The organism is Mycolicibacterium arcueilense, from assembly GCF_058536225.1.
The window spans coordinates 38,004-51,810 of record NZ_JBZTYL010000022.1; the positions used below are offsets into that span (position 1 = coordinate 38,004).

General features: G+C 66.7%; 14 protein-coding genes. 5 read left to right on the forward strand and 9 right to left on the reverse strand.

What is annotated here, in order from left to right; genetic code table 11:
• Window positions 1-136 precede the first annotated feature (136 nt).
• On the reverse strand, window positions 137-781 hold the full coding sequence (locus AC4LGL_RS21260; RefSeq protein WP_491840497.1) for a TetR/AcrR family transcriptional regulator: 645 nt from the start codon (window positions 779-781) through the stop codon (window positions 137-139).
• A complete protein-coding gene (locus tag AC4LGL_RS21265; protein ID WP_491840498.1) occupies window positions 778-1,605 on the reverse strand; it encodes an SDR family NAD(P)-dependent oxidoreductase in 828 nt (275 codons plus the stop codon). The genes AC4LGL_RS21260 and AC4LGL_RS21265 overlap by 4 nt, the downstream gene beginning before the upstream one ends.
• 166 nt (window positions 1,606-1,771) lie before the next feature.
• Between AC4LGL_RS21265 and AC4LGL_RS21270 the strand changes: the two genes are divergently transcribed.
• Complete coding sequence (locus AC4LGL_RS21270; protein ID WP_491840499.1) at window positions 1,772-3,328, forward strand: acetolactate synthase large subunit; 1,557 nt, start codon at window positions 1,772-1,774, stop codon at window positions 3,326-3,328.
• Here AC4LGL_RS21270 and AC4LGL_RS21275 read toward each other — a convergent pair whose 3' ends face one another.
• The gene (locus tag AC4LGL_RS21275) at window positions 3,329-4,327 is read right to left on the reverse strand and encodes a class I SAM-dependent methyltransferase (protein WP_491840500.1); all 999 of its coding nucleotides are present in this window, start codon (window positions 4,325-4,327) and stop codon (window positions 3,329-3,331) included.
• Between the two features lie 47 nt (window positions 4,328-4,374).
• The gene (locus AC4LGL_RS21280) at window positions 4,375-4,617 is read right to left on the reverse strand and encodes an LPXTG cell wall anchor domain-containing protein (RefSeq protein ID WP_491840501.1); all 243 of its coding nucleotides are present in this window, start codon (window positions 4,615-4,617) and stop codon (window positions 4,375-4,377) included.
• Window positions 4,618-4,663: 46 nt separating this feature from the next.
• Here AC4LGL_RS21280 and AC4LGL_RS21285 point away from each other — a divergent pair, with 46 nt between their 5' ends.
• Window positions 4,664-5,407 (forward strand): SHOCT domain-containing protein, encoded by a 744-nt coding sequence (locus tag AC4LGL_RS21285; RefSeq protein ID WP_491840502.1) that lies wholly within the window; start codon window positions 4,664-4,666, stop codon window positions 5,405-5,407.
• A gap of 2 nt (window positions 5,408-5,409) precedes the next feature.
• On the opposite strand, the gene AC4LGL_RS21290 is transcribed toward AC4LGL_RS21285, so the two are convergent.
• The 3 genes from AC4LGL_RS21290 to AC4LGL_RS21300 all read right to left on the reverse strand — a co-directional run bounded on the left by AC4LGL_RS21290 (window position 5,410) and on the right by AC4LGL_RS21300 (window position 8,571).
• Window positions 5,410-6,783 (reverse strand): styrene monooxygenase/indole monooxygenase family protein, encoded by a 1,374-nt coding sequence (locus tag AC4LGL_RS21290; RefSeq protein ID WP_491840503.1) that lies wholly within the window; start codon window positions 6,781-6,783, stop codon window positions 5,410-5,412.
• Between the two features lie 67 nt (window positions 6,784-6,850).
• Complete coding sequence (locus AC4LGL_RS21295) at window positions 6,851-7,483, reverse strand: MBL fold metallo-hydrolase (protein ID WP_491840504.1); 633 nt, start codon at window positions 7,481-7,483, stop codon at window positions 6,851-6,853.
• Complete coding sequence (locus AC4LGL_RS21300) at window positions 7,480-8,571, reverse strand: S-(hydroxymethyl)mycothiol dehydrogenase (RefSeq protein ID WP_491840505.1); 1,092 nt, start codon at window positions 8,569-8,571, stop codon at window positions 7,480-7,482. Before AC4LGL_RS21300 ends, AC4LGL_RS21295 begins: the two co-directional genes overlap by 4 nt.
• A gap of 102 nt (window positions 8,572-8,673) precedes the next feature.
• Between AC4LGL_RS21300 and AC4LGL_RS21305 the strand changes: the two genes are divergently transcribed.
• From AC4LGL_RS21305 to AC4LGL_RS21315, 3 genes are all read left to right on the forward strand, one after another.
• The gene (locus AC4LGL_RS21305; protein ID WP_491840506.1) at window positions 8,674-9,558 is read left to right on the forward strand and encodes a chemotaxis protein CheY; all 885 of its coding nucleotides are present in this window, start codon (window positions 8,674-8,676) and stop codon (window positions 9,556-9,558) included.
• 11 nt (window positions 9,559-9,569) lie between these two features.
• Window positions 9,570-10,403, forward strand: coding sequence for a serine hydrolase domain-containing protein (locus AC4LGL_RS21310; RefSeq protein WP_491840507.1), 834 nt, complete (start codon window positions 9,570-9,572; stop codon window positions 10,401-10,403).
• A 113-nt stretch (window positions 10,404-10,516) separates the two neighbouring features.
• Complete coding sequence (locus AC4LGL_RS21315; protein ID WP_491840508.1) at window positions 10,517-11,029, forward strand: DUF3145 domain-containing protein; 513 nt, start codon at window positions 10,517-10,519, stop codon at window positions 11,027-11,029.
• Between the two features lie 4 nt (window positions 11,030-11,033).
• Here the strand turns inward: AC4LGL_RS21315 and AC4LGL_RS21320 are convergent, their stop codons facing one another.
• Both AC4LGL_RS21320 and AC4LGL_RS21325 read right to left on the reverse strand, forming a co-directional pair.
• Window positions 11,034-11,558, reverse strand: a complete 525-nt coding sequence (locus AC4LGL_RS21320; RefSeq protein WP_491840509.1) for a hypothetical protein — start codon at window positions 11,556-11,558, stop codon at window positions 11,034-11,036.
• Window positions 11,559-11,562: 4 nt separating this feature from the next.
• Window positions 11,563-13,797, reverse strand: coding sequence for a DUF4185 domain-containing protein (locus tag AC4LGL_RS21325; protein ID WP_491840510.1), 2,235 nt, complete (start codon window positions 13,795-13,797; stop codon window positions 11,563-11,565).
• Window positions 13,798-13,807 lie beyond the last annotated feature (10 nt).

A 13,807-nucleotide genomic window follows, 5' to 3' on the forward strand; every position in this document is an offset into this window, starting at 1 on the left:
GACGCGATCGTAAGTAAGCGCATCGTAATACGCGCGAACCCATCGGAGGGTGCGTTTGCTGAGGAATCTCGTCAGTTGCGCCTGACAAGACTTGCGGTCCGGACCTCTGTCAGCCGAGCAAGAGTGACGTTGCCGCTCAGCCTCGCGTGATCGCGTCGATGGCCGCCGTCGCCTCCGAGGTGTAGGTGATGGCGGGGTCGAGAGTGGTTGCGGTACGCAACGTAACGGCCAACGCGGCGGCGGCGAGGTCGACCAGGACCTCGATGTCCACATCGCGGTGGGTGATGCGGTCGATCATCATCTCGTCGAGGAATCCGATCCAACCGTGCATGGCGGTGCGCAGGGTGGGCGCTACGGGCTCGGCGATACCCAGGGCCGACAGAATGCGTTGCGAACCCAACCATCGGAGGTGTTCGACGGCCGACTGATGTTCGGGATCGGCGCCCAACGCGCCGTGCAGCAGCGCGACGAAACTGTCCGAGTACGAATCGATGTGGGTGATGTGGCTGCGCAGGGCATGGCGTAGCTGGTCTGCCAGGCTCGCACCCGGCGGTGCGGCGGCGGTCTGAACCGCGGCGATCTCCTCCGCGATTTCGTTCATCACTGCCAGGTACAGCCCGCGTTTGTGGTCGAAGTGGTGGGCGATCAGGCCGTAGGCCACACCGGCATCCTTGGCGACCTGCGCGGTGGTGACCTGGTCGTAGGGCTTGGTCGCGAAAAGTCTCCGCGCCGCATCGATGATGAGCTGCCGGCGGTCGGTTGACTTGGCTTGCGCGTTCACCGAATTGGCCCGGCCAGTGCGCCGCGGGTATCGACCCGCCGACCGCCCACTGTGGCGAGCATCCGGCCCAAGGCTGGAACCTCCAGGGGGAGAAGCGAATATCGTGGATGAACGACCCGTCGGGCGCCGCGATCCAGCCCGCGGACGATGGCCGCGGCGATGGACGCGGGCGCCACCGGCGGCAATGTCGGCGGCGGGGTGGTTTTCCACGGCAGCTCATCGATGTCGCGCAGTGCTGTGTCGGTCGCACCGGGCACCACCTCCAACACCCGGATGCCGGTTCCGGCCAGCTCCAGCCGCAGTGACTTCGTCGCCTGGGCCAGGGCGGCTTTGGATGCGGAGTAATAGCCGAGCAGGGGGATCGGCACGGCCTGAACAGTGGAGGTGACATTGACGATCACGCCGGAATCGGCTGCCCGCATGGCCGGCAGCAGTGCGGAGGTGAGCGCCAGCGGGGACCAGACATTGACTTCGAAGACGGCCCGGGCAGCAGCCGAGTCGGCCACGAGCGATTGTGCTCCGGTCAGGTTGGTACCGGCATTGTTGACCGCGATGTCCACCGTGCCGAGTGCATCCAGGGCCCGGCGGCCGAGTTCGACCGCGGAACCGGGTATGGCCAGATCGACGGGGAGCACGGCGGGGCGGGGCACTCCCGTGCCCGAAATCTCGTCGGCGAGGGCGTCGAGCAGATCCTTGCGGCGGGCCGCGAGCGCCAGCGTCGCTCCCCGCTGCGCCAGGGCCAGGGCCAGCTCGCGTCCGATCCCGCTCGATGCCCCGGTGATCACCGCCTTCTTGCCGGAAAGGTGGATTCCGCGGTGTCGCATGTCTGGCTCCGCTCAGCCCGTTGGGATGTAGACGATGTAGACCCACGGTGCCAGACTGACTGATAATCAGTCAAGATCTCGCGGTGGCATCCCGAGCGGCTGCCGACCAATATGGACGGGTGCACAACGGCGGGCAGAAAACTGAAAATGGCGCGCGGAGCGTCTCATGAGCACCGGCGCCGAAGTGGTGGTGAACCGCCTGCTCGCCGAGGGCGTCGACGTGTGCTTCGCCAACCCGGGCACCTCGGAGATGCATTTCGTTGCCGAGCTGGATGCCGCTCCGGCCATGCGTCCGGTGCTGTGTCTGTTCGAAGGCGTCGCCACCGGAGCAGCCGACGGCTATGCCCGCATCGCCGGCACTCCCGCGGCGACCCTGCTACACCTCGGCCCAGGGATGGCCAACGGTCTGGCCAACCTGCACAACGCCCGGCGCGCGTTCACCCCGGTGGTCAACGTCGTCGGCGATCATGCGACCTACCACCAACCACTCGACGCGCCGCTCGAATCGGACATCGGTGCGCTCGGGTACTGGACAGGCGGTTCGGTGCACCGGCCTGAATCAGCCGCCGACCTCGATGCTGCCGTGCACGCTGCGGTGCAGAGCGCGACTGGCACACCCGGACGTGTCGCCACCCTGGTCCTGCCTGCCGACTATTCCTGGGGCAGCGCGCCGCAGAACCCCTTGCCCGACACAGGTATCGGACATCCAGTTGGCGACGGACCGGCCGGCCTGATGGATGTCGCCGGCGCCGCCGAGTTGCTGCGCACCCAGGGGGAGCGTGCGGTGGTGTTGCTGGGCGGTGCTGCGACCCACGCGGACGGTCTACGGGCAGCGGCGCGGATCGGTGCGGCAACCGGGGCGCGCGTGCTGGTCGAGACTTTTCCGGCCCGGCTGGCCCGCGGACAGGGCGTGCCGCCCATTGAGCGACTCGGCTACCTGGCCGAGCAGGCCACCCAACAACTCTCCGGGGCAACGCATCTGGTGTTGGTCGGTGCGAAATCGCCGGTGTCGTTTTTCGCCTACCCGGGCAAGCCGAGTGTGCTGGTACCCGAAGGTGCCGAGGTGTGTGGGCTGTCGGTCCATGAATTGGCCGCACTGGCAGACGAATTGGGTGGAACGCTACCCGCCCCGCCGCCGCCCGGCCCGACCGAGTTGCCCACCGGCCCACTCAACCCACAGAATCTGGCGCAGGTGATCGCGGCGCTATTGCCTGAAAACGCGATCATCTCCGACGAGGCCAACACCAGCGGCGTGTTCCTGCCGGCAGCCACCGCGTTCGCGCCGCGCCACGATGTCCTCACCCTGACCGGCGGTGCCATCGGACAGGGCTTGCCGGTCGCGGTGGGAGCCGCGATCGCCGCGCCGGACCGACCGGTGATCGCCCTGCAGTCTGATGGCAGTGCCGCATACACCATTTCGGCCCTGTGGACGATGGCTCGCGAGCAACTCGACGTCACCGTGGTGATCCTGAACAACCACGCCTACGCCATCCTGCAGCTCGAGTTGTTGCGGGTGGGGACTCAGGCCAACGGGGAACGGTCGCGCTCACTGCTCGACCTGAGCCGGCCGGATATCGACTTCGCCTCGATAGCGCAGGGATTCGGAGTTCCGGCTACCCGGGCCACCACCGCCGACGAGCTTGCCGACCAGTTCCGCGCGGCGCTGTCGGAGCCGGGACCGCATCTGATCGACGCGGCTCTACCGGCCTGGTCGCCGGTGTGATCACTGGCTCGGCCGGCGTTTCTCCAACACCACCGCGGCGATCGGAATGCGCATCTCCTCGGGCTCGGCGGACAACCGTGCCGCGATGCACGCATGCAGCCGGTCGTAGAACACCGGCAACCGGTCGGGTCCACCTTCTAGTGTCGCCCCCAGATCGGCGAATGCCGTGAACCTGAGGAAATCGGCCCAGCGGGTGCCGAAAGCGCCTGCGTCCTTGTCACTGCGGTAGGCGTTGAAGATTCGGTCCTCCGCGTCGATCAGTTCGACGTGCTGGATCTCCAGCCGCTCGAACCGCCCCGACGGCGCGAACGGTGCGGTGAAATCCGCGGCACGCCGTCCCGCGATCGGCAACGACATGCGCGTCGCCTCCTCGGCGCTCACCACACCGGTGGCGATCAACTCGGTCAGCGCCCCGACGACGGCGCGGAACAGCGGGCGATAGCCCAAATCACCGTCATCGTCCACTGCGGTCGTCAACACCACCAGGCGACCACCCGGACACAGTTCGCGGCCGCGGAAAGCGATGAACTCGTGCCAATCATGAGCTGCCTGCCTGACATAGGCAGCGCGCACCCGCTCGTCGTTGCTGTAGGCCGCGACGACGTGGTCGGCGACCGGCATCGGCACCGTGCTCAGTCGCGCTACCGCCCAGGCCGACCAGCCCAGGTGCACGCTGTTCGACGGCAGGATCTGGCTGTAGAACGACCGGCCGATCGCCGAACTGAAGGTGGCCGAATCTCGGTGCCGATAGGACTCCGGATCCTCCTCCAGGATCCGGAACATCGTGGAGAAGTCGTTGTCGGCGACATCGGTGTGTGTCACCAGAATCGAGTGCTCGGGTCGGGTGCGGCTGCGCACCGCGGCGATGGCGGCGTTGATCGGTTGCATCGAATTGTGCGCGGTGCCGGCCCCGTAGTCGGCGATGACGACGGGTTGAGGCGCCGCCGGGATCGGTACCGTGTGCGCCGCGAGCTCGAGAAGCTTGATCGCCGAACTCATTCCGGCGGTATGCGGGCGGGGTGTGGTTCGGCGCGGTCTGGCCATGATCAGGTTCGCCGTCGCCGGCGCAGCAGCAGTCCGATGAGTAGGCCCATGACGAAAATGATGACCAAGGTGAACCACATCGGCGACTCGACGGTCACCCACAGCACGTGTACACCCACCCGATCACGGTTCTGCGCGACGAAGATTGCAGCCAGGGCGACCAAGATCAGCGCCACCCAGTAGCGCAGCGCCAACCGGCGTGCCGGTCGGGCGGTCTCGGTGCTCTCCGTGTCGTCGCGAGGCATACCCCGACGGTAACCCGCCACCGACCGGCTATGACACACTTCGGCGATGAGTAACGGAGGGGGCGCCCCGCGGACGGCGATCATCGTGTCCGTCATCGCCTTGGTCATCGGTGTTCTCGGCATCTTTGCGTCGGTGATGGTGAACGCGTTCGTCATCGCAGATGACGATGCCTACGGCGAGGTGCCGATCCCGGGCTCGGCGAGTCTGGAGTTGCCCGCCGGCGACGTGGACATCGCCTACCGTGCCACGACCCTCACCGTGGGCGGCAAGGGGGTGATGGTGCCTCCGATCCAACTGGCCATCACGCCGCCGACCGGAGTGGCCACACCGCTCATCACCGACTCCATGAGCAGTTCATCGAAGACCAACCGGGAAATCACGGTGCGGGTCTTCACCGCCCACATCAAGGAGGCGGGCACCTACCGTATCGACGCCAAGGCCTCGGTCTTCGAGTCTCAGAATCCGAGGCTGACATTCGGACACAGCAGCCCCTATTACTGGGTGATGTGGCCCTTCATCGGGATGACGGTCCTGGCCGCTGTCGCGCTCGGCCTGTCGATCATGTGGAGCCTCCGCTCGGGGAAGCGGGCGACTCCGCTGCCCAGCTACCCGACGACGTACACACCGACCGGCACCCCGACGTACGCACCCACATATTCCGGATCCCAGGTTCCCAGCGATCAGGATGTCCGGATCGAACAGATCAAAACCATTGCTGCCCTGCGTGATACCGGTGCGTTGACCGAGGCCGAGTTCGAAGCGGAGAAGCGCCGGATCCTGGGCAGCTGAGGCTAGGCGGCCCGCGTCACCAGGCCGGAGCGCTGGAAGGATCCGACGGGGACGAACCGCTCCAGTAACGCGTCGGCCGGCTCACCGGAGAACTCGGTGATCAGCTGCTTGGCGGCGGCCACCGAGTCGAGACGTTCGACCGGCCTCGGATCATTCAGCAGTCCATAGAGTTTCGAGGCGAACCGCGGGCTGCCCTGTGCCGCCGCGAAGAACAGGTTGCCGTACTCGGCCAGCTCGGGATCGGACAGGAACAAGCGGGTGACCAGTTGCGCGGCCCGTGCCCGGTCCGCATAGAAATCCTCGAATGCGTTGCGCAGCCACGCCTCGTCGAACGGTCCGTCGTGCTCGGCTGCCTTGCTCACCAGTGCTGCGGCCTGTATCAGGCCGCCTTGGGCGCCCTGGCCGGCGATCGGATCGTAGGTGACGGCGGTATCGCCCAGGGCGGCCACTGGATGGCCGCCGGCGGTGCGGCCCACCCCGCCGCGCACCACCTGGGTGACGGCGCCTTTGAGCCACGAGTGCGGATCGGTCTCGATGGTCTTGAGCTCACCGACCTCGGGCAGATCCCAGTCGATGAAGTCACGGTGCAGCGCGGTGACGATGTCGAGTGCGGATTGTGCGTCCTGCGCGCCGGCGAACCGGTTCTCCCACTCGCTGCCGGGGCGCGCCCAGCCCAGGAACGCCCAGGTCGGTCCGGCATCCTTGTGCAGGTATCCGCCCCACCAAGCCTCACCCTGATCGGAGACCACCGTCAAGGCGCTGTGGCGCCCACCTGCGCCGCTGCGATGGGCGAAAACCTCAGGCCCGTAAGGTAAACCGGTCAACGTCACCGTCAACAGACTGCGCTGGGGCCGATCGTAGGCGGAGCGCTCGGCGTCGACAGGAAACAGAGACGACAACCCACCGCGCCCGGTGGCAACCAGCGTGAGGTCGACACTCGCAGCGATCCGGTCCAGGCGCACCGGGTCGACGGCCTCGACCACGAACCGCCCACCGCGCTGCTGGAACAGGGTGAGCCGATCATCGGCCTTGAGCCGGGTATCCACCGCAAGCCCGACGAAGCCATCGAAGTCGACGTCGAAGGCGATCTCCTCCGACCGGTCCGGACCGGAACCGTCCACCACGCGCACACTTTCCCCGGTCGAAGTCGGGGCGGTGGCCAGGTAGGTGTTCAGACCCAGCGACTCCTCGGCCCGCTGGGCCTCCCCGAAGATCAGCGCGGTGCCGGTGGCCGGAACGTCGTCGCGCAAACTGCGCTGGTCACGGTCGCTGTACAGGGTGACCTCAAACCCGTTGTCCAGCAGCCCGAGAGCGGCCGTCACCCCGGTTTGTCCCGCGCCGATCACCGCTGCGGTGCGCCCATCTGAACTCGTCATGGGTGCCACTATGGCGGCGCCGCCGCCTGCCGGTAAGGGACTGGCTCAGCGTGATCGCAACCCGGGGTCAGTGCCCGCGCGCAACCCATTCGTCGTAGTGGACGATCTCGTCGCCGATGGTGGTGGTGTCACCGTGGCCGGTGTAGACGACGGTCTCGGCGGGCAGCATCCCCAGCCGCTTGGAGATGGAGTCCAGGATCGTCGGGAAATCCGAGAACGACCGACCGGTGGCACCCGGGCCGCCCTGGAACAGGGTGTCGCCCGAGATCACCGCGTTGAGTTCGGGGATCGACCAGCAGACCGAGCCGGGGGAGTGACCCGGGGTGTGCAGGGCGTGCAGTTCGATGCCGCCCGCCCGCAGCACCTGACCCTCCTCGACCGTACGGAAGTCGTTGTCGGGGTGCACGACTCGCCACAACATCTCGTCGGCGGGGTGCAGCAGCACCGGTGCGTCCAGTGCCTTGCCCAGTTCGGGCGCAACGGTGATGTGGTCGTTGTGGCCGTGGGTGCAGACCACTGCGACGACGTTGCGGCCGCCCACGGCCTCGATGATCGGCGCGGCAGTGTGGGCGGCGTCGAACACGATGACATCACTGTCGTCGCCGACGATCCAGATGTTGTTGTCGACGTCCCAACTGCCGCCGTCGAGTTCGAACTTGCCGCTGGTGACAACGCGCTGAATCTGCGAAGGCCCGCTCATTTCTTCAACACCACCACCGAGCGCAGCACCTCGCCGGCGTGCATCTTGTGGAAAGCATCCTCGATCGAGTCCAGTCCGATGCGCTCGGAGACGAACTTCTCCAACGGCAGCCGGCCCTGCAGGTACAGGGAGATCAGGGTGGGGAAGTCACGTTCGGGCAGGCAGTCGCCGTACCAGGAGGACTTCAACGATCCGCCGCGGGAGAAGAAGTCGACCAACGGCATCTCCAGGGTCATGTCCGGGGTGGGGACACCGACCAGCACCACGGTGCCGGCCAGATCGCGCGCGTAGAACGCCTGCTTCCAGGTTTCGGGGCGGCCGACCGCGTCGATCACGACGTCGGCGCCGAAGCCGTCGGTGAGGTCCTGGATGGTCTTCACCGCGTCGAGCTCACGGGCGTTGATGGTGTGGGTGGCACCGAAATCGCGGGCCCAGTTCAGCTTCTTGTTGTCGGTGTCGACGGCGATGATCTTCTTCGCGCCGACCAGGGCGGCACCGGCGATCGCCGCGTCGCCCACGCCGCCGCAGCCGATGACGGCGACGGTGTCGTCTCGGGTCACCGCACCGGTGTTGATCGCCGCGCCGATGCCTGCCATCACACCGCAGCCCAGCAGGCCGGCCACGGCCGGGTCGGCCGCGGAATCGACCTTGGTGCACTGGCCTTCGTGGACGAGGGTCTTGTCGGCGAACGCGCCGATACCGAGCGCCGGAGTGAGCTCCGTGCCATCGGTCAACGTCATCTTCTGCGCGGCGTTGTGGGTGTCGAAGCACAAATGCGGGCGGCCACGTTTACAGGCGCGGCATTCTCCACACACCGCGCGCCAGTTGAGGATGACGAAATCGCCGGGTTCGACGTGGGTGACTCCCTCGCCGACCGACTCGACCGTGCCCGCGGCCTCGTGGCCGAGCAGGAACGGATATTCGTCGTTGATACCGCCCTCGCGGTAGGTCAGATCGGTATGGCACACGCCGCAGGCGATGATGTCGACCACCACCTCACCGGGACCCGGATCGGGGATGACGATGTCGACCAGTTCGACCGGCTGACCTTTGGACCGAGAAATCACACCACGCACCGTCTGGCTCATGCCTATAACCTAATGCAAACCGGACAGGTGTCCAATTAGTGGCCGGATGTCGTCGTCCACTGAATCTCGGTCCGGTGGAGCGCCCGCGCGTTACCGTGGGTTGTGGTCGACGATCGAACCCAACTGCTGGTGGTCGCACGCTCGGCGTATCGGCGAAATGACTGGCGTACCAGCTACGAATCCTTCAGCCGGGTCGACGGCGTGCTGACCCTCGACACCGACGATCTTGCCGTGTACGCCGCGGCGGCCTGGCGGCAGGGCCATGGCCGCGAATCGGTGCGGATCAACGAACAGGTGCACACCCGGCTGCTGCGCACCGACCCGGTGCAGGCCGCGATGAAGGCGGCCGAACTCGGCCTGGCCTGGTTGGCTCGCGGTCACGTGTCGCTGGCGGGCAGTTGGGGGCAGCGGGCGCAGATGCTGCTGGACGGCGTCCCGGAGACCACCGCGCACGGTTACCTGACATACCTACTCGCGGCGACAGCGGCCGACACCGGCGATGACGACCAATTCGGCGCTGCGACCCGCCAATTGTCCGTCCTCGCAGAGAACTTGGACGACGCCGCCCTGGCCACACTGGCGCGGGCGCTCGTCGGCATGGCCGCCGTCGCGGCCGGCGATCCGACCGGTTACCAGGCGCTCGATCAAGTACTGCTGCCGGTGCTCGACGAACCGGTGCCGGTGGAATGGGCGGCGGATGTGTACCGACGGTCGTTGAGCCTGGCGCGGCGGCAAGGTGCCGGTGATCGGTTGACGTCGTGGACACAGTCGATGCAGCAGTGGTGTGAGGCCACCGAACCGGACTCACCGGAGTCGGCCTATCGCGCGGTCCTCGACGTGCACCGGCTCTCGGCGGTTGCGAACCCCGATCCGCAGGAGTTGGTTCGGCGGGTGGTCGGACTGCGCCGCCTGGTCGCCGACGTGGATGCGGTGGCCGCGGGCATGGTCGAGGAGATGCTGTCCCGGAGTCTGGGGCGTGCCCGATAGATTTGGTCTCGATGAGCGCCGCCGAAGTTCTCCGCGTTATCGATACCTGGCCCGTCGACACGGCGGCTGCGGCAGTGGTCGGCCCCTCGGGTGTGTTGGCCGGCCATGGCGATCTCGATAAACCCTTCACGCTGGCCTCGGTGACCAAACCGCTCGTGGCCCGGGCCGCGCAGATCGCGATCGAAGAGGGCGCGGTCGAACTCGATACTCCGGCCGGCCCGCCCGGTTCGACGATCCGGCACCTGTTGGCCCACGCCTCGGGCGTGTCGATGCGTTCGGCCGAAGTGCTCGCCCGGCCGGGGCAGCGTCGGATCTACTCGAACTACGGATTCGAACTGCTGGCGCGTGCTGTCGAGAGTGCTGCCGACATCGAGTTCGCCAGCTATCTGACCGAGGCGGTCTTCGAGCCGCTGCAGATGACCAAGTCCACTCTGTTGGGCGGGACGCAGGCGGCCGGGTTCGGCGGTGTTTCGACCGTCGGGGATCTGGCGGCATTCGCCCGGGAGTTGCTCCGCCCGGCACTGGTGTCGCAGCAACTGCACGACGACGCGGTGACGGTGCAGTTTCCCGGGCTCGACGGGGTGTTGCCGGGGTTCGGGGTGCAACGGCCGAACGACTGGGGGCTGGGCTTCGAGCTCCGGGACGGCAAATCGCCGCACTGGACGGGGTCGGCAAACTCGGCGCGCACGTTCGGGCATTTCGGTCAGTCGGGGACGTTCCTCTGGGTCGATCCGGCCGCTGACCTGGCCTTGGTGGTGCTCACCGACCGCGACTTCGGGGACTGGACCTACCCGCTGTGGCCCGCGATATCTGATGGAGTGCTGAGAGAAAACGGGACAGACTAGCGCAACACTGGCCACACAGGGCACAATAGACACGCGCGGCACACACAACTGCATGCTCGATCGGAATACCAGGCCGTTGGGGAAGACGTCCCTCGTATCCGAAGGAGTAGCAGATGCGTGCGTCGAACCAGTTCGCCGACGCGGCGACGGGCGTGGTGTATGTCCATGCCTCACCCGCGGCGGTATGCCCGCATGTTGAGTGGGCGTTGTCGTCGACCCTGTCGGCGCGGGCGAACCTCAAGTGGACGCCGCAACCGGCCATGCCCGGCCAGTTGCGCACGGTGACCAACTGGGTTGGGCCCGTCGGCACCGGGGCGCAGTTGGCCAATGCCCTGCGCTCCTGGTCAGTGCTGCGCTTCGAGGTGACCGAGGACCCCAGTGCCGGGGTGGACGGGCACCGCTGGTGCCACACCCCCCACCTCGGTCTGTGGAGCGGTGCGATGAGCGCCAACGGCGACGTGATGGTCGGCGAGATGCGGCTGCGCTCCCTCATGGCCGGCGGCGCCGACATGCTGGCAGCCGAACTCGACACCGTGCTGGGTACCGCATGGGACGAGTCGCTCGAGCCCTACCGCAACGGCGGTGACGGCGCCGAGGTGTCTTGGCTGAACAGGGGCGTAGGGTAGCTCGTCAGCTACGCGCCCAGAGGCAGTAGCCGCTGAGCTTCGTCGTGAACATGTGGTCGCTGACCTCGATGGTCAGCGACTGGCCCGGGTCTGCGCTGAACGTCTGCGGCTCCGATGTCCTGCCTGCGCCCAGGACATCGACCACTTCGGCGCCACAATGGGCCTCGGCGGTCTGCGGGGTCGCTGTCCAAGTGCCCGCCCGGGCTTCCGGGTTTCGCCTGCCCTGCCCGTGCAGTATCACCTGGGGCCCGGTGGTCAGCCAGCGATCCGACGAGGGATAGGGGCCGCCGAACGTCTGCCAGGTCCCGGCCGTGCACTGCAGCAGACGCCGGTTGTTGCCGGTCTGTGCGGGATCAGCCGGAGTCAGTGTCCCGTCGACGTTTTCGGCGCACGACGAGTCTGGTTGAGGCGCTGTGGTTTCCGATGGTCCCTGCGGCACCGGCTCGGGATCGGCGTGCGCACAGGCACTCGTGCTGAGTGCGGCAGCCACGGTCAGGACCGCCGCACTCAACGCCAACGTTCGAGACATCCGGCTACACCGAGACCGTCTTCATCGTGGACAGGTCGGTCTGCATCAACCGGACGTTGTAGTCGCCCCAGTAGGACAAGTTGTAGTACAGGTACTGCGAGTTGTCCTCCACGACATTGCCGTTGGCGTCGACCTTGTTGAAGTAATCGGTGCCCGACATCGGGTGGACCATGGGTGCATACATGCCGGTGTTGGTCGTCAGGTTGTTGTTCACCAGCGTCGTCGTATCCGACCATTCACCCTGCGGTGAATCCGACACCCGCATCACGACGTTGTTGCCGCCATCGGTGTAGAGCACGACGTACTTGCCCAGATACTCGTTGTACTGCACCGACATCTCGCTGACATTGCCGCCCGTGGGCAGCCCGCCGACCCAGATGCCGTTGGCGATCTTGGTGAACAACCCGAAGGTGAAGAAGTCCGCCACCTTGTAGAGCGTCGGCAGGAAATCGGTGCTGCTGGAGCCGAACACCGGAACCGCCGCCGACGGATCACCCGTCACCCACTTCCCGGCGCCACTGGAATCCTCACCCGACCAGTACTCGTAGGCATCCAGATTGGTGATCTGATCCTTCTGCACCCGAGCTACGTACGCCGAACCCTGCCTGCCCGAGGGAGTTCCGTACACGTAGACGTACGGGTCGGTCGGGTCGTCCGACATCACCAGCGCGTTCTGCTGGAAATGTTCGTCGCCAGGGACGTAGGCCGGGCCGGCTCGGAACCAGCCCGACGAGCGCACGGTGTCGCGGTCGACGGTCCAGGTCTTGCCGCCGTCGTCGGAGTAGGCGATCGCGGCGTAGTTCGTGGTCCAGCTGCCCGGGTTGTCCCAGGTGCGGATCGACATCACCGTGGCGTACTGCCGGTAACCGCCTGCCGCGTCGGGATTCTCGATCGCGATGGCCGACGTCGGGATCATCGTGTAGGTCTGGCCGAACAGCCCGTTGAGGCCGCCCGGATCGTAGATGATCTGAGAGGCGCCCGCAGGCGCACCACCGGTGCCGTACCACTCATGAGTCCCGTTGGGGTCGCCGGGATATTGCGCCCCAGCATTGATCACCGCACCGTCGAATTGCAGACCGTCGGACAGATCGGTGTCGATCGTGCGGAACAGCACGTTGTTGCGCCAGTCGCCGGCCATGCCGGGCTCGCTGTAGGTATCGCCGAACAGCGTGTAGATGACCGGTTTTCCGGTGACCGGGTCGGTGTAGCCGCTGTTCCACATGATGCCAAGGTCGGTCCCCGCGACGTACCAGTGGTCGGTGACGCCTACCCCGGTCACCCACTTGAGCGCTGTGGTGGCGCTCGCCAGGGAAGACGGGACCTGAGGCTTGGGTGTCAGGTCATCGGTCTGCACAGCGGCATTGGGGGCGGCCGCAGCCATCGGCTGGATCTCACCCTCGGCGACCACCGAGGCGGCGTCATTGGCCGACACCACACGCGACCCGACCGGATTGATCGTCCGCTCGAATTCCCTTCGTGTCCAAGCCATCATGGCCCACAAAGCGGGCGACTGGCCGGGTGCGACCGGGGTGTTACCCGCACCGAACGGCGACAGCCCCGCGACACTCAGCAGGGCTGAGACGACGGGCGGTGCGCTGATCTTGGGTGCGGTGGCGGGAGCAGCCGGGACGGTGGTCTTCTCCGGCACGATGTCGGGGATAGTGGGGATGTCGAACTTCGCGACCTCGGTGCCCAGGGTGGAGGCGGCCTCGTTCAGACGCACCACCACCGTGTTGGTGTTGGGGCGTTGCGTGCGCTTCAGCGTCGGCGCAGACGTCGCCGCGTCCGGGGCGATCCGGGTGTTGTCTGTCTTCGTAGTGATGTCGGCCTTGTTGCCGGTTTCGGGGACATTGGTGAGTGTGCCCTGAATCTTGCTCCGGGCCTTGGTGGTCCGGTTTCGCAGCGGGGTGCGGGCGGTGTCCAGGCGGCTCTGCGTCTGCTTGAGCGTGTCGCCGACATCGTTCAGTCCCGACTCGACGTCCTTGCGGATCCGCTCGCCGATCTTCGACAGTGCGCCGGACGGCGTCGTGGCCGGCTTCTTGATCGTCGAGGGTTTGCTCGGGTTCTTCTTTGTCCCCGGGCTCGAGGTGGAATCGTCGGCGCTGCCCGTCGTTGATTTGCCGGGATCGCCGGACCCACCGTCGGCCCAGGCGATTCCGGTCCCCGAGGTCAACGCTGTGCCGATGCCGAGAGCAACGGCCAGTGCGCCTACGCGGCCGATGTACTTGGTCGATTCCATGACGCTCCGT

Coding starts and splice junctions, on each gene's coding strand:
- AC4LGL_RS21285 (WP_491840502.1), top strand. CDS start 4,664: ATGAGTAACGGAGGGGGCGCCCCGCGGACGGCGATCATCGTGTCCGTC.
- AC4LGL_RS21275 (WP_491840500.1), bottom strand. CDS start 4,327: ATGAGTTCGGCGATCAAGCTTCTCGAGCTCGCGGCGCACACGGTACCG.
- AC4LGL_RS21295 (WP_491840504.1), bottom strand. CDS start 7,483: ATGAGCGGGCCTTCGCAGATTCAGCGCGTTGTCACCAGCGGCAAGTTC.
- AC4LGL_RS21300 (WP_491840505.1), bottom strand. CDS start 8,571: ATGAGCCAGACGGTGCGTGGTGTGATTTCTCGGTCCAAAGGTCAGCCG.
- AC4LGL_RS21320 (WP_491840509.1), bottom strand. CDS start 11,558: ATGTCTCGAACGTTGGCGTTGAGTGCGGCGGTCCTGACCGTGGCTGCC.
- AC4LGL_RS21290 (WP_491840503.1), bottom strand. CDS start 6,783: ATGACGAGTTCAGATGGGCGCACCGCAGCGGTGATCGGCGCGGGACAA.
- AC4LGL_RS21265 (WP_491840498.1), bottom strand. CDS start 1,605: ATGCGACACCGCGGAATCCACCTTTCCGGCAAGAAGGCGGTGATCACC.
- AC4LGL_RS21310 (WP_491840507.1), top strand. CDS start 9,570: ATGAGCGCCGCCGAAGTTCTCCGCGTTATCGATACCTGGCCCGTCGAC.
- AC4LGL_RS21325 (WP_491840510.1), bottom strand. CDS start 13,797: ATGGAATCGACCAAGTACATCGGCCGCGTAGGCGCACTGGCCGTTGCT.
- AC4LGL_RS21270 (WP_491840499.1), top strand. CDS start 1,772: ATGAGCACCGGCGCCGAAGTGGTGGTGAACCGCCTGCTCGCCGAGGGC.
- AC4LGL_RS21280 (WP_491840501.1), bottom strand. CDS start 4,617: ATGCCTCGCGACGACACGGAGAGCACCGAGACCGCCCGACCGGCACGC.
- AC4LGL_RS21315 (WP_491840508.1), top strand. CDS start 10,517: ATGCGTGCGTCGAACCAGTTCGCCGACGCGGCGACGGGCGTGGTGTAT.